Origin of the sequence: Nocardioides oceani, from assembly GCF_030412965.1 — a bacterium.
Taxonomy (GTDB): Bacteria; Actinomycetota; Actinomycetes; order Propionibacteriales; family Nocardioidaceae; genus Nocardioides; species Nocardioides oceani.
In genome coordinates this window covers 914,525-932,913 of the sequence record NZ_JAUHJQ010000001.1, presented here as the reverse complement: position 1 = coordinate 932,913, position 18,389 = coordinate 914,525, and the positions used below count along the sequence as shown (strand labels likewise).

General features: G+C 74.1%; 18 protein-coding genes. 8 read left to right on the top strand and 10 right to left on the bottom strand.

The window, feature by feature from the left end:
- Nucleotides 1-120 precede the first annotated feature (120 nt).
- The gene (locus tag QWY28_RS04475; protein ID WP_300951106.1) at nucleotides 121-597 is read right to left on the bottom strand and encodes a nuclear transport factor 2 family protein; all 477 of its coding nucleotides are present in this window, start codon (nucleotides 595-597) and stop codon (nucleotides 121-123) included.
- Entirely contained in the window at nucleotides 594-1,499 is a 906-nt protein-coding gene (locus QWY28_RS04470) for an LLM class F420-dependent oxidoreductase (RefSeq protein WP_300951105.1), read from the bottom strand. Before QWY28_RS04470 ends, QWY28_RS04475 begins: the two co-directional genes overlap by 4 nt.
- 125 nt (nucleotides 1,500-1,624) lie before the next feature.
- Here QWY28_RS04470 and QWY28_RS04465 point away from each other — a divergent pair, with 125 nt between their 5' ends.
- Both QWY28_RS04465 and QWY28_RS04460 read left to right on the top strand, forming a co-directional pair.
- On the top strand, nucleotides 1,625-2,755 hold the full coding sequence (locus QWY28_RS04465) for a steroid 3-ketoacyl-CoA thiolase (RefSeq protein WP_300951104.1): 1,131 nt from the start codon (nucleotides 1,625-1,627) through the stop codon (nucleotides 2,753-2,755).
- A gap of 1 nt (nucleotide 2,756) precedes the next feature.
- A complete protein-coding gene (locus QWY28_RS04460) occupies nucleotides 2,757-4,433 on the top strand; it encodes an AMP-binding protein (RefSeq protein WP_300951103.1) in 1,677 nt (558 codons plus the stop codon).
- Here the strand turns inward: QWY28_RS04460 and QWY28_RS04455 are convergent.
- The 7 genes from QWY28_RS04455 to QWY28_RS04425 are packed head-to-tail and all read right to left on the bottom strand — an operon-like array spanning nucleotide 4,415 to nucleotide 10,441.
- Complete coding sequence (locus QWY28_RS04455) at nucleotides 4,415-6,019, bottom strand: AMP-binding protein (protein WP_300951102.1); 1,605 nt, start codon at nucleotides 6,017-6,019, stop codon at nucleotides 4,415-4,417. The genes QWY28_RS04460 and QWY28_RS04455 overlap by 19 nt on opposite strands.
- Nucleotides 6,016-6,795, bottom strand: coding sequence for an SDR family NAD(P)-dependent oxidoreductase (locus QWY28_RS04450; protein ID WP_300951101.1), 780 nt, complete (start codon nucleotides 6,793-6,795; stop codon nucleotides 6,016-6,018). The genes QWY28_RS04455 and QWY28_RS04450 overlap by 4 nt, the downstream gene beginning before the upstream one ends.
- Complete coding sequence (locus QWY28_RS04445) at nucleotides 6,792-7,286, bottom strand: nuclear transport factor 2 family protein (protein WP_300951100.1); 495 nt, start codon at nucleotides 7,284-7,286, stop codon at nucleotides 6,792-6,794. The genes QWY28_RS04450 and QWY28_RS04445 overlap by 4 nt, the downstream gene beginning before the upstream one ends.
- Complete coding sequence (locus tag QWY28_RS04440; protein WP_300951099.1) at nucleotides 7,283-8,140, bottom strand: TIGR03619 family F420-dependent LLM class oxidoreductase; 858 nt, start codon at nucleotides 8,138-8,140, stop codon at nucleotides 7,283-7,285. The genes QWY28_RS04445 and QWY28_RS04440 overlap by 4 nt, the downstream gene beginning before the upstream one ends.
- A 26-nt stretch (nucleotides 8,141-8,166) precedes the next feature.
- Complete coding sequence (locus QWY28_RS04435) at nucleotides 8,167-8,964, bottom strand: SDR family NAD(P)-dependent oxidoreductase (protein WP_300951098.1); 798 nt, start codon at nucleotides 8,962-8,964, stop codon at nucleotides 8,167-8,169.
- Nucleotides 8,961-9,290 carry a ferredoxin gene (locus tag QWY28_RS04430; protein ID WP_300951097.1) on the bottom strand — a complete coding sequence of 110 codons (330 nt, stop codon included), beginning with the start codon at nucleotides 9,288-9,290 and terminating at the stop codon, nucleotides 8,961-8,963. The genes QWY28_RS04435 and QWY28_RS04430 overlap by 4 nt, the downstream gene beginning before the upstream one ends.
- Nucleotides 9,290-10,441 carry a 3-ketosteroid-9-alpha-monooxygenase, oxygenase component gene (locus QWY28_RS04425; RefSeq protein WP_300951096.1) on the bottom strand — a complete coding sequence of 384 codons (1,152 nt, stop codon included), beginning with the start codon at nucleotides 10,439-10,441 and terminating at the stop codon, nucleotides 9,290-9,292. Before QWY28_RS04425 ends, QWY28_RS04430 begins: the two co-directional genes overlap by 1 nt.
- A gap of 148 nt (nucleotides 10,442-10,589) precedes the next feature.
- On the opposite strand from QWY28_RS04425, the gene hsaA reads away from it, so the two are divergent.
- Together hsaA and QWY28_RS04415 are read left to right on the top strand one after the other, a co-directional pair.
- Nucleotides 10,590-11,765, top strand: coding sequence for a 3-hydroxy-9,10-secoandrosta-1,3,5(10)-triene-9,17-dione monooxygenase oxygenase subunit (hsaA, locus tag QWY28_RS04420; protein WP_300951095.1), 1,176 nt, complete (start codon nucleotides 10,590-10,592; stop codon nucleotides 11,763-11,765).
- A gap of 148 nt (nucleotides 11,766-11,913) precedes the next feature.
- Nucleotides 11,914-12,720, top strand: a complete 807-nt coding sequence (locus QWY28_RS04415; protein ID WP_300951094.1) for an IclR family transcriptional regulator — start codon at nucleotides 11,914-11,916, stop codon at nucleotides 12,718-12,720.
- A gap of 33 nt (nucleotides 12,721-12,753) precedes the next feature.
- Here the strand turns inward: QWY28_RS04415 and QWY28_RS04410 are convergent, their stop codons facing one another.
- A complete protein-coding gene (locus tag QWY28_RS04410) occupies nucleotides 12,754-13,317 on the bottom strand; it encodes a flavin reductase family protein (RefSeq protein ID WP_300951093.1) in 564 nt (187 codons plus the stop codon).
- Between the two features lie 121 nt (nucleotides 13,318-13,438).
- Here QWY28_RS04410 and QWY28_RS04405 point away from each other — a divergent pair, with 121 nt between their 5' ends.
- The 4 genes from QWY28_RS04405 to QWY28_RS04390 all read left to right on the top strand — a co-directional run bounded on the left by QWY28_RS04405 (nucleotide 13,439) and on the right by QWY28_RS04390 (nucleotide 18,385).
- Nucleotides 13,439-14,332: an alpha/beta fold hydrolase gene (locus QWY28_RS04405; RefSeq protein WP_300951092.1), complete on the top strand. Its 894-nt coding sequence runs from the start codon at nucleotides 13,439-13,441 to the stop codon at nucleotides 14,330-14,332.
- A gap of 2 nt (nucleotides 14,333-14,334) precedes the next feature.
- Nucleotides 14,335-16,071 (top strand): FAD-binding protein, encoded by a 1,737-nt coding sequence (locus QWY28_RS04400; RefSeq protein WP_300951091.1) that lies wholly within the window; start codon nucleotides 14,335-14,337, stop codon nucleotides 16,069-16,071.
- 3 nt (nucleotides 16,072-16,074) lie between these two features.
- Nucleotides 16,075-17,112, top strand: a complete 1,038-nt coding sequence (locus tag QWY28_RS04395; protein ID WP_300951090.1) for a 2Fe-2S iron-sulfur cluster-binding protein — start codon at nucleotides 16,075-16,077, stop codon at nucleotides 17,110-17,112.
- Between the two features lie 88 nt (nucleotides 17,113-17,200).
- The gene (locus QWY28_RS04390) at nucleotides 17,201-18,385 is read left to right on the top strand and encodes an acyl-CoA dehydrogenase family protein (RefSeq protein WP_300951089.1); all 1,185 of its coding nucleotides are present in this window, start codon (nucleotides 17,201-17,203) and stop codon (nucleotides 18,383-18,385) included.
- Nucleotides 18,386-18,389 lie beyond the last annotated feature (4 nt).

Genomic DNA, 18,389 nt, shown 5'->3' with positions numbered 1-18,389 from the left:
GCCTCCTCGGCTGCGGCGGGGTGGTGAGGGCGTGCGGCGGGGGCCGACGACACGCCGTCGTGCGCCCAGCGTGGTCGCGACGCGGCAGGAGCCCGCCCCGGGCTCCCACTCACCGGTACCTCAGCCGAACGCAGGCCCCTCCCGCACCGCCCGCACGGTGCGGGACTCCAGGAAGGACAACGAGGCCGAGCGACGCGCGAACCGCCAGGCCTCGTCGGTGCGGCGGTAGTCGTCGCGGTAGCGCACGACCCAGGTCACGTCGTGCCAGGTGTCGCCGCGACGGGTGAGGTGGTGCGCCGAGCAGGTGACCCGCCCGCGGGCCGTGCCGGGAGCCTCGCCGACGTCGAGGACCGTGCCGGTGATCGCGTGGACGCTGGTCCCGAGCGTGGTGATCGGGGCGATCGCGCGCTCCACACCGGCCCGGCCGCGGTGCTCGACGACGGGGTCGAGGGTCTGGGGCGGGTCGGGGGAGACCAGGACCCCGTCCTCGAGGAACAGTCCCGCGACGCCGGCGGCGTCCCAGCCGTCGACGAGCACGGCGTAGCGGTGCACGAGGTCGGTGAGCAGGAGCCGGTCCTCGACCGTCAGGGCGCTCACCGCAGACCCAGCCGCTCGGCGCACGCGGACAGCTCGTCCTTGGCCTGCTCCAGGTCGCTGGTCGGGCTCGTCGCCAGCACGACCCGGGAGGCGCCCTGGGCGGCGAGGCGGGCCGCGCGGTCCAGGTCGATCCTCGTGACGAGGTGGCCGAGGGAGAGCTCGAGGCGGTCCGGGTCGCGTCCGGCCCGCTCGGCCTCCTCGCGCATCAGGGCCACGAGGGCGGCGAGCTCCTCGCCGGCCACGCCGAGCGGCTGCAGGCCGTCGCCGTGGCGTCCGGCCCGGCGGGCGGCGGCCCGGCTGTGCCCGCCGACGTGCAGCGGCACCCCGCCCGGCTGTGCCGGCTTGGGCCACGACATCGCCCCGGAGAAGGAGAAGAACTCGCCCCGGTGGTCGACGCCGGCCGGGTCGGTGCCGGCCCAGAGCGCCCGCATCACCTGCAGCTGCTCGTCGGCCCGGCGGCCGCGGGTCTCGAAGTCGGTGCCGCAGGCCTCGACCTCCTCGCGCATCCAGCCCATGCCGACGCAGACGCGGAGGCGGCCGCCGGAGAGCGCGTCGAGGGTGGCCAGGCGCTTGGCGAGCACGAGGGGGTGGTGGTTCGGGAGGACGAGGACACCGGTGGCCAGGCCCAGCCGCGAGGTCTGCCCGGCCAGGAAGGCGAGCAGCTCCAGCGGGTCGGGGATCGGGCAGTCGTCGGCGAGCTCCATGCGCCCGGAGGCGTCGTAGGGGTAGACGCTGGAGTAGCGGCTCATCACCACCGCGTGCTCGACCGCCACGACCGACTCGAACCCGCAGTCCTCGACGTGCCGGGCGAAGGCGCTCATCCAGGCCGGGTCGGCCGTGGTGCCGGCGGCGGTCGGCGCGATGACCGCGTAGCGCAGGTCGGGGGTGGACGCGGGCTCCATGCCGCGACGATAGGGCGCGGGGGACCCCCCACCGGTGGGGCTTCCGGTGACCGGGAGTGCGCCGGCCGGGCGGCCCGACGGCGGGCCTACCGTGCGCGGGTCAGCCGCAGGACCGAGGAGGACCCATGCCCGTGCCCGTGATCGTCGACGCCGCCCGGACGCCGTACGGACGTCGTGGCGGTGCGCTCAGCGGCGTCCACGCGGTCGAGCTGCTCGGCGGCATCCAGACCGCCGTGCTCGAGCGGACCGGCGTCGACCCGGCGCTGGTCACCGAGGTCATCGGCGGTTGCGTCACCCAGGCCGGCGAGCAGTCGAACAACGTGGCGCGGTTCGCGTGGCTGCACGCCGGGCTGCCCGAGGAGACCGGCGCGACCACGATCGACGCCCAGTGCGGCTCCGCGCAGCAGTCGGTGCACCTGGTCGCCGCGCAGGTCGCCGCAGGCGTGTACGACGTCGGGATGGCCTGCGGCGTCGAGGCGATGTCGCGGGTGCCGCTCCTGTCGAACCTCGGCGAGGTGGGGCGCCCGCGGCCCGACGGCTGGACGGTCGACCTGCCCGCGCAGTTCGAGGCGGCCGACCGGATCGCCGGTCGCCGCGGCCTCGGCCGCGCGGACCTCGACGCCTTCGGCCTGGCCTCCCAGCAGCGGGCGCGGGCGGCCTGGGACGCCGGCCGCTTCGAGCGCGAGGTCGTCCCCGTCACGCTCCCCGACGGCACGGTCGTCGCGCGCGACGAGGGCCTGCGCGAGACGAGCGCCGAGGCGCTCGCCGGGCTGCGGCCGATCCGCGAGGGCGGTCTGCACACCGCCGGCACCGCCTCCCAGATCTCCGACGGCGCCACCGCGGCCCTGGTGGTCGAGGAGACCCGGGCCCGCGAGCTCGGGCTGCGCCCGCGTGCCCGGCTCCGTGCCCAGGCGCTCGTCGGCGCCGAGCCGGCCTATCTGCTCGACGGGCCGATCCGGGCCACCGAGCGGGTGCTGGAGCGGGCCGGCATGACCATCGCCGACGTGGACCTCTTCGAGGTCAACGAGGCCTTCGCGGCCGTGCCGCTGTCGTTCGCGCAGGTGCACGGGGTCGACCTCGACCGGCTCAACGTCAACGGCGGGGCGATCGCGCTGGGCCACCCGGTCGGCTCGACCGGCATCCGGCTGCTCGCCACCCTCGTCGACGAGCTCGAGCGGCGCGACCTGTCCGTGGGCGTGGTCGCGGTCTGCGCCGGTGGCGCGCAGGCCACCGCGGCCGTCGTGGAGCGGATCTGACATGGGTGCCGGAACGTTCGCCGACATCGTCGCCTCCCGGGCGGGCGACGACGCGGTCGGCCTCCGCTTCGAGGACCGGCAGTGGACGTGGGCCGAGGTGGTCGCCGAGAGCGCGACCCGCGCCGCGGCGTTGACCGCGCTGGTGCCGCCGCCCGAGGGGCGGCAGGTGCACGTCGGCGTCCTGCTCGAGAACGTCCCGGACTTCGTCTTCTGGATCGGCGGCGGCGCGCTGGCCGGCGCGGTCGTGGTGGGCATCAACGCCAGCCGCAGCGGCGCCGAGCTGGCCCACGACATCCGGCACGCCGACGTCGACCTGCTCGTCACCGAGGCGCGGCTCGCGCACCTGCTGGAGGGCGGCGACCACGGCGTGCCCGCCGCCCGCGTGCTCGACGTCGACCACCCGTCGTACGACGAGGTGCTGGCGCCGTACCGCGGTGCCCCCGTGCCCGAGCGGCTCCCGCAGCCCGACGACCTCGCGATGCTGCTGTTCAGCTCCGGCTCGACCGGCGCGCCGAAGGCGGTCGTGGTCAGCCAGGGCCGGCTCGGACGGCTCACCGCCTCGCTCGTCGGGCGCGCGCGCCTGCGCCGGGACTCGGTGACCTACCTGTGCATGCCGCTGTTCCACGGCAACGCCGTCATGCTCAACCTGGCGCCGGCGATGCACGTCGGCGCGACCGTGGCGCTGACCCGGCGGTTCTCCGCGAGCGCCTTCGCCGAGGACGTGCACCGCTACGGCGTCACCTTCGTCAACTACGTCGGGCGCGCGCTGTCCTACGTCCTCAGCCGCCCCGAGGGCCCGCGCGACCGCACCTCGACCCTCGAGCTGGCCTACGGCACCGAGGCGTCCGAGGCCGACGCGGCGCGGTTCTCCGAGCGGTTCGGCTGCGAGGTGATGGAGGGCTTCGGCTCCAGCGAGGGCGTCTTCCGGATCAACCGGACGCCCGAGACGCCGACCGGCGCGCTCGGCCTCGCGGTCGACGTCGACGTGCGCGTGCTGGACGAGGCGACCGGCGTGGAGTGCCCCCGCGCGGTCTTCGACGAGGTCGGCCGGCTGCTCAACCCCGAGGCGGTCGGCGAGATCGTCGCGATCGGCGGTGCGGAGCGCTTCGAGGGCTACTACCGCAACCCCGAGGCGATGGCCGACCGGGTGCGCGGCGGGGACTTCTGGTCCGGCGACCTGGGCTACCGCGACGAGCAGGGCTGGTTCTGGTTCGCCGGGCGATCCTCGGACTGGCTGCGGGTGGACAGCGAGAACTTCGCGGCCGCACCGGTCGAGCGGCTGCTCGCGCGTGTCCCGGGCGTCCTCTCCGCGGTGGTCTACGCCGTGCCGGACCCTGCCACCGGCGACCAGGTGATGTGCACCCTTGAGCTCGAGCCGGGCGCGTCCTTCGACCCGGCCGCGTTCGGCGCCCACCTGGCCGCGCAGCCGGAGATGGGCGCCAAGTGGTGGCCGCGCCTGGTCCGCGTCACCGAGGCCATCCCGTTGACCGCCAGCAACAAGGTGGACAAGGCGCCGCTGCGGGCGGCGGCGTGGGCGACCGAGGACCCGGTGCACGTGCGCGTCGGACGCACGGCGGAGTACGTCGCGCTGGACGCCGAGCGGCGGGCCGCCCTGGAGGCGGAGTTCGCCGCCCACGACCGGCAGGCGCTGCTGCCGGCTCAGCCCACCGGCCGGTAGCGGTACGTCGCTGCCTCGCGCACCAGCACGCCGGCGTCGACCGAGGTGTCGACCTGGCGCTTGACCACCTTGCTGGTCGGCGTGCGGGGGAGCGCCTCGACCAGGCGGAGGTAGCGCGGCACCCACTTCGTGCCGAGGTCGGGCTGCGCGGCGAGGAAGTCGGCGAAGGCGTCGGCGTCGAACGCCGCGCCGGCCGCCAGCTCGGCCACGGCCAGCACCGCGTCGCCGACGGTCTCGTCCGGCACCGCCAGCACGGCGACGCCCGAGAACGCCGGGAACCGGCCGAGCAGCCGCTCCACCGGGGCGACGGCGATGTTCTCGCCGTCCACGCGCAGCCAGTCCCCGGAGCGGCCGGCGAAGTAGAAGAACCCGTCGGCGTCGCGGTAGGCGAGGTCGCCGGACCAGACCCAGCCGTGGCGCAGCCGCGCGGCCTCGGCCTCGGGGTTGTTCCAGTAGCCCTCGAACAGCGCCGCGCCGGTGGTGTTGACGATCTCCCCGACGGCCTCGTCCGCGTCGAGGAGCACGCCGGCGGCGTCGAAGCGCGCGGGCGGGCACTCCTGGAGCGTCTCGGGGTCGATCACGACGGTGCCCTCGGGCGCGACGCCGAGCGAGCCCGGCGGTGTGTCCGGCGTCCGGATGATCCGGATCTCGCCCTCGCTGGACCCGAACGAGTCGACGACCTGGCAGCCGAACCGGCGCGAGAACTCCGCGATGTCGCGCTCGGAGGCCTCGTTGCCGAACGCGATCCGCAGCGGGTTGTCGGCGTCGTCGGGCCGCTCGGGGGTCGCCAGCACGTAGTGCAGCGGCTTGCCGACGTAGTTGAAGAACGTCACCCCGTGGCGCCGCACGTCCGGCAGCCACGACGAGGCCGAGAACCGCCGGCGCAGCACGATCGTCCCGCCGGTGCGCACCGCGGGCGCGATGCCGGCCATGATCGCGTTGGAGTGGAACATCGGCATCACCACGTAGAACACGTCGGCCGCGGTCAGCGAGCGCCGCTCGGCCTGCTGCACCGCGATCCGGCCCATCCGGCGCTGGGTGCAGATGACCGCCTTGGGTGCCGAGGTGGTGCCGCTGGTGAAGACGAGGGAGTACGCCGTGGCCGGGTCGACCGCGGCGGCCCGGGCCGGGTCGAGCGGCGTCGCGGCGGCCAGCCGGGCGGCGTACCCGGGGGTGTCGACGCGGAGCGTCCGCTCGGCCGGGACGCCGGTGTCGAGGCCGTCGAGCAGCGCGAGCCGGCTGTCGTCGACGACCATCGCCTGGCACTCGGTGAAGGTGATGTCGCGGGCCAGGTCCGGTCCGCGGCGGGTGGGGTTGATGCCGACCATCGTCGCGCCGGCGAGCGCCGCGGCGCACCACCAGAACAGGTGCTCGGCGGTGTTCTCCAGCGCCAGCCCGACGTGCCAGGGGCCCGGGACGCGCAGCTCCTCGAGCAGGCCGGCGCGCCGGCCGGCCTCGGCGACCACCTCGCGCCAGGTCCAGCTGCGGTCCTCGAACCACAGGGCGGTCGCGTCGTCCTCGGCGCGGGCGGCGACGAGGGCGCCGAAGGTCGGCTCGGGGGTCGGCTCGGGGGTCGGCTCGGTCACGGGAGCTGAGGCTGCCAGGCCACGCCGTTGATGTGCGCGCCTCCGTCCACGAACAGCGTGTTGCCGGTGAGGTAGCGGCAGTCCTCGCTGGCGAGGAAGACCGCCACCGGCGCGATGTCGGTGAGCGGGTCGCCGATGCGTCCCATCGGGTTGCCCTGGTCGGCCGCGCTCTCCAGCTCGGGGTGGTCGGACATGGCGCGGCGGAAGGCCGCGCTCTTGGCGCCCGGGCACAGCGCGTTGACGACGACGCCGGTGGGCGCCCACTCGCGGGCGGCGGTGCGGGTGAGGGTGCGCAGCGCCTCCTTGGCCGTGTTGTACTCCATGCTGCCGACGTGCGCGTTGACGCCGTTGAGGCTGCACAGGTTGACCACCCGGCCCCAGCCGGCCTGCTTCATGTGCCCGAAGGCGGCCTGCATGGCCCACAGCGGGCCGCGGAAGCCGACCGCGAAGGCGCGGTCGATCGTGGCGTCGGTCTTGTCCTCGACGCGGCTGTACGGGATGTGCCCCCAGGCGTTGTTGACGAGGACGTCCACGGAGCCGTAGGTGTCCACGGCGGCGCTGACCATCGCGTGCACCTGGGCCTTGTCGGAGACGTCGGTGTGCACGAACAGGCCGCCGACCTCCTCGGCGACGGCCCGGCCGGGCCCCTCGGCGTACTCCGCGACGACGACCCTCGCGCCCTCCGCGGCGTACGCCCGCGCGATCCCGGCGCCGATGCCGTCACCGCCGCCGGTGACGATCGCGACGCGGCCGGCCAGCCGGCCCGGGGCGCTCACGGGCGCTCCCCGAGGGCGCCCGCGGCGAGCAGGGCCGGCGACTCGGCGCGACCGTCGAGCACCCGGCTCGTCCGCACGGTGACCCGCCAGCCGGCCGGGGTCCGGCGCAGCTGCCAGTGGTTGGCGGTGGCGCGCCGCACGACGAACCCGTCGTCGCCGTGCGTGACCATGAGCGACTCGCAGACCGCGACCGCCTCGTCGCCGTCGACGGTGACGTGGGCGGGCCCCAGGAAGTGGGAGCAGCCGCCCGCGATCCACCGCTGGTGGCCGCGGGAGAGGACCATCGCGTGGATCGCCTCCTGGTCGCCCAGGAAGACCTCGTCGATGTCGTAGACGCCGTCCTCGGTCCACAGCGCCGCGACCTCGTCGGCGCGGCCGGCGTCGACGAGCGGGCCGTAGGCGGTGATGAGCTGCAGGATCTCGCGCTCGTCCTCGAGCCGCCGCAGCCGGCTCTCGAGGGCGTCCAGGCGCGCCGCCACGTCGGTGGTCATCCGATCTCCTTGCCGATGCTCGCGAGCGCCTCGAGCTGCTCGCAGTAGTGGTCCGCGGACTCCGCCTGGACGGCGGTGCTGACGAGCGTGGCGCCCGCGGCACGGACCCGGCGGATCCGCTCGGCGGTGCCCTCGGGGTCACCGAGCGCGTCGGCCGCGCGGCCGGCGGACAGCACGACCTCGAAGCCCTCGGGCAGGTCGACCCCGGCGAGCATCGAGGTCAGCGCGTCGAGGCCGAGCCCGAAGGGCACCCAGCCGTCGCCGAGGGTGACCGCGCGGCGCAGGGAGCGCGGCGTCCGCCCGCCGATCCACAGCGGCAGGTGCTCCTGCACGGCGTGCGGCTCGACGACCATGCCCTCGAAGCGGAAGTGGCTGCCGGCGTAGCTCGGCGTGCGTCGACCGAGGGCGGCGCGCAGCGCGGCCAGCGCGTCGTCGGCGATCGCGCCGCGCCCCTCGAAGGTCGCGCCGAGGAGCTCGAACTCCTCCTCCAGCGACCCGACGCCGAGACCCAGCACGACGCGGCCGCCGCTGACCAGGTCGAGGGTGCCGTAGCGCTTGGCGAGCTCGAGCGGGTGGTGGTACCCGAGCACCAGCACCTGGGTGGCGAGCCGGATCCGCTCGGTGCGGGCGGCGAGGTAGCCCAGGGTCGCCAGCGGGTCCCAGTACGTCGCGCCGCGCTGCTCGGCGACCGCGACCGGGACCGCGACGTGCTCGCTGCAGGTCAGGTGGTGGAAGCCGAGCCGGTCCGCGGTCTCGGCGATGCGGGTGAGCTCGGCGATGCCGGCGCCCTCCTCCCAGGCGCTGTGGGCGCCCGGGTTCGCGGTCACGACGGGGCTGACGATGCCCAGCTGCACGGGTCTCTCCTCGGTGCTCGCGCCGCTCAGGCCGAGGCCGGCGGCAGCAGCTTCTTCATGGCCTCGTGCGCGCCGAGGACGAGGCGGGTGCGGTCGGTGCCACTGCGGGCCTCGACGGCGCGCTCGTTGCCGGCGGCCACCTGGACCGGGCCGTCGCCGAGGGAGGCCAGCGCCTGGCGGGCGACGTCGTCGGGCTCGGAGACGTGCAGGCCGGGGACGTCCATCGAGAGCCCGGCCCGCGCCATGGCGGGGGTGCGGGTGACGCCGAGGACGAACTCCAGGACGTCGACGTCGTGCTCGCGCATCTCCAGCCAGAGGCCTTCGGCGAAGATCCGGCAGAACGCCTTGACCGCTGAGTAGACCGAGATCTGTGCCTGACCCATGAAGCCCGCGAGGGAGCCGACGAGCAGGATGCCGCCGCGGCGGCGCTCCTTCATCGGCTCGCCGAAGTGGCGCACCATCGCCATCTGGGCGGTGATGTTGAGGTCGATGACCTGGCGGAACCGGTCGAGCTCGCCGGTGACGAACTCGTGCCCGTAGGTGTTGGCGCCCGCGTTGAAGACCAGCAACCCCACCTCGAGGCCCTCGGTCACCTCCGCGATCCTCGTCATCGCCTCGGGGTCGGTCAGGTCCACCGCGAGCGTGCGGACCTCCGCGCCCAGGGCCCGGGCCGCCTCGGCGGTCTCCTCGAGCGGGCCCGGCTTGCGCGCCAGCAGCACGAGGTCGAGACCGGCCTCGGCGAGCTGGGTCGCGAACGATGCGCCGACGCCCTCGGAGCCACCGGCGATCACCGCCCAGGGGCCGTGCCGTGCGACGTCGATCATGCGGGGGTCACCTCGGAATCAGGGTGGTCGGGGTTCTCGGGATTGGTCGGCAGCGGGTCGCCGTCCTGCACCGCGAGGTCGCCGCGGACGGCGGCCTCGCGGATGCTCTCGCGCAGGGCCTGGCAGCCGGGGAACGCGCCGCCGTTGGTGCCCGGCCGCGGGTTCGAGGCCCGCCGCTCGATGCAGCGCTCGACGGCGTCGTCGTGCCACTGGATGCTGGTCTGCTCCCAGCTGCTCTTGCGGGCCTCGACGGAGGCGCCGCACGTCGTGCAGGCCACCTGGCTCATCGGCCCGTCGGTGAGCCGGTTGTCGGGGCGGACGGCCATCAGGCGGGCTGCCCGCTGGCCTCGCGCCTGCGGATGTTCTCCTCGACCTCCCTGCGCCACGCCTCGTTCGGGCGGGTCGTGTCGATCTCGAACTCGAAGCGCTCGGTCATCTCGGGGGTCACGTCCGCGACGTCGACGTAGAACTGCTCGTACCACCGGCGCAGCTGGTAGACCGGCCCGTCCTCCTCGCACAGCAGCGGGTTGTCGATGCGGGCCTTGTTCCGCCAGATCTCGACGTCCTGCTCGAAGCCGATCCGGATGAAGTCGCCCTGCCGGCGCGCCATCTCCTGGGCGGTCGCGTCGTCGACGCCGGGCTGCTTCTTGACGATGACGCCGTACTGCAGCACGAAGGAGTTCGCGTCGACCGGGTAGTGGCAGTTGATCAGGATGCTCGGGACGTCGCCGTCGTCGTAGTGGTAGGTCAGGTCGTCGATCATGAACGACGGGCCGTGGTAGGAGGCGACCGAGGAGTTGCCCAGCGAGGTGCGGGCGCCGGACCTCGACTTCTGCGGGCGGATGTCCTCGCGGCCGACGCCCTTCATCGTCTGGGTGGCGACGTGACCCTCGAAGACGTTGGAGAAGAAGGTCGGGAAGGAGTAGTGCACGTAGAAGAAGTGCGCCATGTCGACGATGTTGTCGACGATCTCGCGGCAGTTGGAGCCGTCGATGGTGACCGAGTACCAGACCCAGTCGGTCCACTCCGGGTCGCCGTACCCCTCGATGCGGGGGATCGTGACCTCCGGCGGCGGCGGGTTGCCCTCGGGGTCGTTCCAGACGAAGAGCATGCCGTCCTGGACCAGCGTCGGCCAGGTGGCGGTGCGGGCGCGGAGCGGGACGCGGCGGGCGTAGGGGATCTGCTTGCAGCGGCCGTCGCCGCCCCAGCGCCAGTCGTGGAACGGGCAGGCGATCTCGTTGCCCTTGACCGTGCCCTGCGAGAGGTCGCCACCCATGTGGCGGCAGTAGGCGTCGAGCACGTTGAGGGTGCCGTCCTCGCCGGCGAAGACGACCAGCTTCTGGCCGAAGGCCTTGACCTGGTGCGGCTTGCCGTCGCGGAAGTCCTTCTCCAGACCGAGGCAGTGCCACCCCCGGGCGAACCTCGTCGGCGCGGCTTCCGCCTCGATGTGGCGGACCTCGTCCTCAGCGACGCTCATCTGCTCCTCCGTTCTCGGTGGCGTTCTCGGGTGCTCGGTCGTGCAGGTCCTCGAGTGTCCGCGGAGGCCTTCGCGGGGTCTGCGCGAAGTCCCACTCACCGGAAGCGCCGCGGCCGCCGCACGGACGGCCCCACGCATGCTGCGAGCCATGACGAACCTGGCCGCCGGCGACGTGCTCGGCCGCGTCCACGCCCTGCTCCCGACCATCGCCGACCGGGCCGCGGAGGCCGAGGAGGCCCGGCGGGTGCCGGCCGCGACGATCGCCGAGCTCGCGGAGGCCGGCGTGTTCCGGATGCTCCAGCCGCGGCGGTACGGCGGCGCCGAGGCGCACCCGGTCGAGCTGTTCGAGGTGGTGCGCGCCGTCTCGGGCGCGTGCGGCTCGACCGGCTGGGTCACCTCCGTGCTCAGCGTGCACCCGTGGCAGGTCGCGCTCTTCGCCGAGGCGGCGCAGGACGAGGTGTGGGGCGAGGACCCCGACGTCCTGGTCTCCTCCTCCTACGCGCCGGTCGGCCGGCTCGTGCGCGACGGAGAGGGCTACCGCCTCTCCGGCCGGTGGAGCTTCTCCTCGGGGTGCGACCACGCCGGGTGGGCCCTGCTCGGGGCGCTCGCGCCGGCCGAGCCGGGCGGCCGGCCCGAGTTCGTCACGCTGCTCGTGCCCCGTCGCGACTACGAGGTCCTCGACGTCTGGGACACCGTCGGTCTCCGCGGCACCGGCAGCAACGACGTGGTCGTGGACGACTGCCACGTCCCGGCCCACCGCCTGCTGCGCAACGCCGACCACACCCGGCTGACCGGGCCCGGCCAGGAGGTCAACACCGGCCCGCTCTACCGCATCCCGTTCGGGGCGGTCTTCACCAGCGCGATCACCTCGCCGATCGTCGGCACGGTGGCGGGCTGCCTGGACGACTACGTCGCCGCGATGCGGCACCGCACCCGCGACAGCCTCGGCGGCGGACGGTTCGCGGAGGACCAGTTCGCCCAGGTCGCCGTCGCCCGCGCGGCGAGCGAGGTCGACGCCGCCGTGCTGCAGATGGAGCGCAACCTGCGCGAGCTGGTGACCGCGGCCGAGGACGGCTCCATCGAGCTGGAGCTGCGGCTGCGCACCCGCCGCGACCAGGTGCGCGCGACGGAGCGGACGCTCGAGGCGATCGACCTGCTCTTCAAGACCGCGGGTGGCCAGTCGCTGCGCCGCGGCAACCCGATCGAGCGGGCGTGGCGCGACGCGCACGCGGGCTCGGTCCACGTCGCCAACGACGTCGAGCGCGCGCTCGCGTCGTACGGCCGGGGCATGTTCGGCGTGGAGGTCGACGAGACGCTGCTGTGAGCAGCGGCTCTCCCCGGGGGCCGGTGGTCGGGCTCCGACGCGCCACAAGAATGAATTTCAGTTTTGGCTTTGCGACGGCCGCGGAGCGCGCTACTGTGACGACCGTCATCGCACCTAGAATTCATTTCAGTTTGCTGGAGGACGTCTCATGACCGTCGCGCGTGCCGAGACCACCGAGCGCCGGGAGCTGCCCCCGTCGATGGTCGAGCGGATGACGCTCATCCTCGATGCGTTCCAGGGCCGGTCCACCCGGCTCACGCTCGAGGACGTCGCACGGACGACCCACCTGCCCCGGTCGACCGCGCACCGGATCCTCGACCAGCTGCTCAAGCTCGACTGGCTGCAGCACTCGACCTTCGGCTACAGCCTCGGCCCGCGGGCGCTGCACCTCGGCGGGGTCGCCGACGACACCTCCGAGCTGCGGGCGGCCGCGTCCTCGCACCTGCACACGCTGATGCTGCGCACCGGCCTGACCGTGCACCTCGCCGTCCTCGACGAGGGCCGGATCCACTACCTCGACAAGATCGGCGCCCGGTTCGCCACGTCGGTGCCCTCGCGGGTCGGCGGCTACGCGCCGGCGCACTGCACCGCGCTGGGTCGCGCGATGCTCGCGGGCCTGCCGGCCGAGGAGGTCGACGAGCGCGTCGGGGAGGACCTGCGGGCGATGACCGGCAACACCGTCGCGGACCTCGAGGCGCTGCACCACGAGCTCAACCGCGTCCGCGGCCGCCGCGGCCTGGCCTTCGAGCGGAGCGAGTGCTTCGCCGACATCGCCTGCGTGGCGGCGGCGATCCACGCCCCTGAGGGCCCGATCGGCGCGATCTCGCTCGTCGGGGACTCCACCACGCCGCTGGAGCGGGTCGCCCCGCTCGTCATGGAGGCGGCCCGGGCCATCTCCCTCGAGCTCTACCCCGAGCTCGGCACCCGCCGGGGCCGGACGCTCCAGTCGGTCTGACCGGCCCGCCGGCGCGGGCCGCGGCCCGCCCGGTCAGCCCCAGTGGTCGCCCCAGCCCCAGCGGGCCGGGGCGATCGTGCTGTGGGCGTCCTCGAGGCCGAAGCGGCCGCGGAAGAACAGCATCGGCCGCTCGTCGGCCGGGTCGGTCTCGAGCTCGAGGACCCGCCCGATGACCACGTCGTGGTCACCGGCGACGTGGACGTCCTCCACCGCGGCGTGCACGCGCATCAGCGCGCCGGGCAGCGACGGGGTGCCCCAGCGGGAGAGCTCCCAGTCCAGGTCCTCGTACTTCCGGCCCCGGCTCGACCCGAACCGCTGGCACAGGTCGTCCTGCTCCTCGGCCAGCACGTTCACCGTGAACCGGCCCGCGCGCTGGATGCCGGGCCAGGCGCGGCCGCGGTGGTCGGCGCAGAAGAGCACCAGCGGCGGCTCCAGCGACACCGACGCGAAGGACTGGCAGGCGAAGCCGAGCGGCTCGCCGTCGTACCCCGTCACGACCGTCACGCCGGTCGCGAAGGACCCCATCGCGGCCCGCATCTCCGCGGGCGTGGGGCCGGGGATGGGGGCGGCGACCAGGGCCTGCTCCGTCTCGCTCATGCCGGGACGGTACGGCGGCGGCCGGGCGCGTCCGCGGCCGTGGTCCCGGTCAGTGGTGCGCCGTTCCCGGTCATCGGGATCGGTGCCGGGGCGAGGCCGCGGGGGTTCCTACCGTGACGACGTGAGTGCGACCACGACCGCCCCGGACGGGCCGGAGCCGACCCACGACGCCACCCTGCGCGAGCTGCCGACCGAGGCCGGCGTGCTCCGCTACCACGAGGCCGGGGACCCCGCGGCGCCCCCGCTGCTGATGCTGCACGGCTCGGGGCCGGGCGTGACGGGCTGGCGCAACTTCGGCGCCAACCTCGCGCTGTTCTCGCGCCACTTCCGGTGCCTGGTGCTGGAGTTCCCGGGCTTCGGGGTGAGCGACCCCACCGACCAGCACCCGATGGTGGCGGCGATGCCCGCCGTCCCGCGCTTCCTCGACGGCCTCGGCCTGGACCGGGTCGACGTCGTCGGCAACTCGATGGGCGGTGTGGTCGCGACCCGGTTCGCGATCGCGCAGCCGGACCGGGTGCGCCGGATGGTGACGGTCGGCGGGATGGGCAAGGCGATCTTCAGCCCGTCGCCGGGGGAGGGGCTCAACCTCCTCATGGAGTTCACCGAGGCGCCGAGCCGCGAGCGGCTCGTGCAGTGGCTGACCTCGATGGTCCACGACCGCTCGCTGGTGACCGAGGAGCTCATCGAGGAGCGCTGGGCGCAGGCCACCGAGCCGAGCACGCTCGCCGCCGCGCGCCGGATGTACAGCCGCGCCGCGCTCGAGGCGATGGGCCGCGCGGCGGAGGCGTCCCCCGAGCCGCCGTACTGGGCGATGCTGCACCGGGTCCGCGCGCGGACCCTCCTCACGTGGGGCCGCGACGACCGGGTGAGCCCGCTCGACATGGCGCTGGTGCCGATGCGCACCATCCCCGACGCCGAGCTCCACGTCCTTCCGAACTGCGGCCACTGGGCCATGATCGAGCAGAAGGCGGCCTGGGAGGCCGTCGTGCTCGCCTTCCTGACGCGAGAGGACTGACCGTGGCCGACGCGAGCACGAGCCCCGAGACCAGCACCGACGCCAGCACCGACGCCAGCACCGACGCCAGCACCGACGCCGGCACCGGCGCCGGCTGGGACCACGAGGTCGACTTCCTGGTGGTCGGCTCCGGCGGCGGCGGCATGACCGCCGCGCTGGCCGCCCACGACGCGGGGATGTCCACCCTGGTGGTGGAGAAGGCGAAGAAGTACGGCGGCAGCACCGGCATCTCCGGTGGCGGCATCTGGATCCCCAACAACCCGACGCTGCGCAAGGCCGGGCACGACGACAGCCGTGCCTCGGTCCGGCGCTACCTCGACGTGCTGACCGAGGGCAAGGTCGCGCCGGAACGGCTCGACGCCTACGTCGACCACGGCCCGGCCGCGATGGAGCTGCTCGACAAGAGCAGGTGGTGGAAGCTCGCCTGGACCAAGGGCTACTCCGACTACCACCCGGAGTACGACGGCGGGCGGCCGCTGGGCCGCTCGGTCGAGCCCAAGCCGTTCGACACCCGCAAGCTCGGCGAGGACGAGCGCCACCAGCGGCCCAACAGCATGAAGGGCCCGCTGGGCCTGTGGATCACCGCCGCCGACTACCGCGACCTCGCGATGGTCAAGCGCACCTGGCGCGGCCGCTGGAAGTCCGTGGTCGCCGCCTGGCGGGTCTCCTCCAACGTGGTGCGCCGCCGGCACATGGCCACCGGTGGCCGCGCGCTGGTCGCGCGGTTGCGGATGGCGCTCAAGGACGCCGGCATCCCGCTGTGGCTGCGCACGCCGATGACCGCGCTGGTCGTCGAGGACGGCCGGGTCGTCGGCATCGAGGTCACCCGCGAGGGCCGCACCGAGCGCATCCGCGGCCGCCACGGCGTGCTGCTGGCCTGCGGCGGGTTCGACCACGACCCCGAGCTCCGGTCGGCGTACCTGCCCGAGGGCGGGCAGGCCGACCACAGCCTGGGCGCGCGGGAGAACACCGGCGACGGCATCGTGGAGGGCATGCGGCTCGGCGCCGCGGTCGACTTCATGGACGACGCGTGGTGGATGCCGAGCGTCGAGCACCCCAGTGGCGCGACGATCCCGCTCGTCTCCGAGCGGGCGATCCCCGGCCAGGTCATCGTGGCCACCGACGGCCGCCGGTTCACCAACGAGGCCTCGCCCTACGTCAACTACGTGCACGACCAGCTCGAGGGCAAGCACCTGAAGACCTGGTGCGTGATGGACTCCCGCGCCCGCTCGCGCTACCCCTTCGCGCAGGTCCTTCCCGGCGCGCCGTTCCCGAAGTCGTTCTACGAGTCCGGGCTCGTCCACCGCGCCGACGACCTGCGGACGCTGGCCCGCTCGATCGGCGTGGACGAGGACAACCTGGTCGCGACGGTCGAGCGGTTCAACGGCTTCGCCCGCCGCGGCGTGGACGAGGACTTCGGCCGCGGCTCCTCGGCGTACGACCACTACTACGGCGACCCGAACCTGACCAACCCCAACCTCGACGTCATCGACAAGGCGCCGTACTACGCGATCCGCATCGAGATCGGCGACCTCGGCACCAAGGGCGGGCTGGTCTGCGACGAGCACGGCCGCGTGCTGCGGGAGGACGGCTCGGTCATCGACGGCCTCTACGCGACCGGCAACGCGAGCGCGTCGGTGATGGCCAACGAGTACGCCGGACCGGGCGCGACCATCGGCCCCTCGATCGTGTTCGGGTACGTCGCCGCGCGGCACGCGGCGGCCGAGCGGGTCGGCTGAGGCGTGGCGACCGTCCGTGTCGTCGAGGTCGTCCGGGAGACCGCCGACGCGCACACGCTGGTGCTCGAGCCGGTCGACCCGCCCGCGGGCGGCCGCTGGGACTACCGGCCCGGCCAGTTCCTGACCGTCCGGGTCCCCTCGGACCGTCCCGGCGGCGCGGCCCGCTGCTACTCGCTGTGCTCCTCCCCGGTCCGCGACGAGCGGCTCAAGGTCACCGTCAAGCGGACCCGGGACGGCTACGCCTCGAACTGGCTGTGCGACCACGTCGTCGCCGGCCACGAGCTGGAGGTGCTCCCGCCGGCCGGCACGTTCGTGCCGCGCAGCCTCGACGTCGACCTGCTGCTCCTCGCGGGCGGCAGCGGCATCACCCCGGTGATGTCGATCCTCACGACCGCGCTGCACGCCGGCACCGGCCGGGCGACGCTGGTCTACGCCAACCGTGACGAGTCGTCGGTGATCTTCCGCGACGAGCTGGTGACCCTGGCCGCCGCCCACCCCGACCGGCTCACGGTGCTGCACTGGCTGGAGTCGGTGCAGGGCCTGCCGACCGAGGCCGGCCTGCGGTCGGTGCTCGCGGCGCACGCCGCCGACCGCGACGCCTTCGTGTGCGGCCCGGGCGCGTTCATGGAGGTCGCGGCGCGCGCGCTGACCGACCTCGGGGTGCCCCGCGAGCGGGTCCACCAGGAGGTCTTCACCTCCCTGGAGGGCGACCCGTTCGCCGAGGTGCCGGTCCTGGCGACCGGTGCCGACGGGGTCGAGGGCGAGACCAGCGAGCTGGTCGTCGAGCTCGACGGCGAGGTGACCACCCACGCCTGGCCGGCCGGCGCGAAGCTGCTCGACGTGCTGCTCGCGGCCGGCGTCCCGGCGCCGTACTCCTGCCGCGAGGGGGCCTGCAGCGCCTGCGCCTGCGTGCTCCAGGAGGGCACCGTGGAGCTGGAGTACAACGAGGTCCTCGACCAGGCCGACCTCGACGACGGGATCGTCCTGTCCTGCCAGGCGCGCGCCACCTCGCCGGTCGTCAAGGTGTCCTACGACGCCTGACCGCGCTCCCTCCCGGTGACCGGGAGGCGCGGCGCACGCGGCTCGCGAGCGGTGCCACGGTGAGGGTCTCGTCGTCCCAGGAGGTTCCATGACCAACCCCGCCCTCGCTGCCGTGGAGGAGCGTGCCGAGGAGATCGCTGCGCTCGCCGAGTCCAACGAACGCCTCGGCCGGCTCGACGACGCCGCCGCGAAGCTGCTGCGCGAGACCGGCGTCATCCGCATGCTCCAGCCCGCCAGGTACGGCGGCGCCGAGGCCCACCCGCGCGACTTCGCCGAGACGGTGATGCGCGTCGCGTCGCTCGACGGCTCCGCCGGATGGGTCGCGGGCATCGTCGGCGTGCACCCGTGGGAGATGGCGATGTGCGACCCGGACGTCCAGGAGGCGATCTGGGGCGAGGACCAGGACACCTGGATCGCCTCGCCGTACGCCCCCATGGGCATCCTGCGCCCGGTCGACGGCGGCTACGTCTTCAACGGCCGGTGGCAGTTCTCCTCGGGCACCGACCACTGCAGCTGGATCTTCCTGGGCGCCTTCATGGGCGACGCCGAGGGCAACCGGGCCAACCCGCCGCAGAACTACCACGTGATCCTGCCGCGCTCGGACTACGAGATCGTCGAGGACAGCTGGGACGTCGTCGGGCTGCGGGGCACCGGCTCCAAGGACGTCGTCGTCAAGGACGCCTTCATCCCCGAGAACCGGGTCGTCGCGTTCTCCCGGTTCCTCGACGGCTCGCAGCCGCGCGAGGCCGGGCTGACCAACCCGCTGTACCACATCCCCTTCACCACGGCCTTCCCGCTGGGCATCACCAGCGCGGTGATCGGCATCGCCGAGGGCGCGCTCGCCGCGCACCTGGCCTACCAGCGCACGCGGGTGCAGGTGACCGGCACCAAGGTCACCGACGACCCCTACGTGCTCTCGACCATCGGTGCCGCGGCCGAGGAGATCCGGGCCTCGCGCACCGCCATGCTCGACAACGTCAGCCGCTTCTACGACTGGGCCGAGGCGGGTCGCGAGGTCACCTTCGCCGAGCGCGCCGCCTCCCGGCGCACCCAGGTCGCGGCGGCCTGGCGCGCGGTGCGCGCCATGGACGAGGTCGTCGCCCGCTCCGGCGGCAACGGCCTGCGCATGGACAACCCCATCCAGCGGTTCTGGCGCGACGGCCACATGGGCCTCGCCCACGCGATCCACGTGCCCGGGTCGGTCTTCCACGCCTCGGCGCTGACCGACATCGGCATCACCCCGCCGCCCGGTCCGATGCTCTCGATGATCTGAGGAG

What these genes read in the sequence shown, in the direction of transcription:
- QWY28_RS04470 (WP_300951105.1), bottom strand. Translation starts at nt 1,499, where the DNA reads ATGGAGCCCGCGTCCACCCCCGACCTGCGCTACGCGGTCATCGCGCCG.
- QWY28_RS04465 (WP_300951104.1), top strand. Translation starts at nt 1,625, where the DNA reads ATGCCCGTGCCCGTGATCGTCGACGCCGCCCGGACGCCGTACGGACGT.
- QWY28_RS04460 (WP_300951103.1), top strand. Translation starts at nt 2,757, where the DNA reads ATGGGTGCCGGAACGTTCGCCGACATCGTCGCCTCCCGGGCGGGCGAC.
- QWY28_RS04445 (WP_300951100.1), bottom strand. Translation starts at nt 7,286, where the DNA reads ATGACCACCGACGTGGCGGCGCGCCTGGACGCCCTCGAGAGCCGGCTG.
- QWY28_RS04435 (WP_300951098.1), bottom strand. Translation starts at nt 8,964, where the DNA reads ATGATCGACGTCGCACGGCACGGCCCCTGGGCGGTGATCGCCGGTGGC.
- QWY28_RS04430 (WP_300951097.1), bottom strand. Translation starts at nt 9,290, where the DNA reads ATGGCCGTCCGCCCCGACAACCGGCTCACCGACGGGCCGATGAGCCAG.
- QWY28_RS04425 (WP_300951096.1), bottom strand. Translation starts at nt 10,441, where the DNA reads ATGAGCGTCGCTGAGGACGAGGTCCGCCACATCGAGGCGGAAGCCGCG.
- hsaA (WP_300951095.1), top strand. Translation starts at nt 10,590, where the DNA reads ATGACGAACCTGGCCGCCGGCGACGTGCTCGGCCGCGTCCACGCCCTG.
- QWY28_RS04415 (WP_300951094.1), top strand. Translation starts at nt 11,914, where the DNA reads ATGACCGTCGCGCGTGCCGAGACCACCGAGCGCCGGGAGCTGCCCCCG.
- QWY28_RS04410 (WP_300951093.1), bottom strand. Translation starts at nt 13,317, where the DNA reads ATGAGCGAGACGGAGCAGGCCCTGGTCGCCGCCCCCATCCCCGGCCCC.
- QWY28_RS04390 (WP_300951089.1), top strand. Translation starts at nt 17,201, where the DNA reads ATGACCAACCCCGCCCTCGCTGCCGTGGAGGAGCGTGCCGAGGAGATC.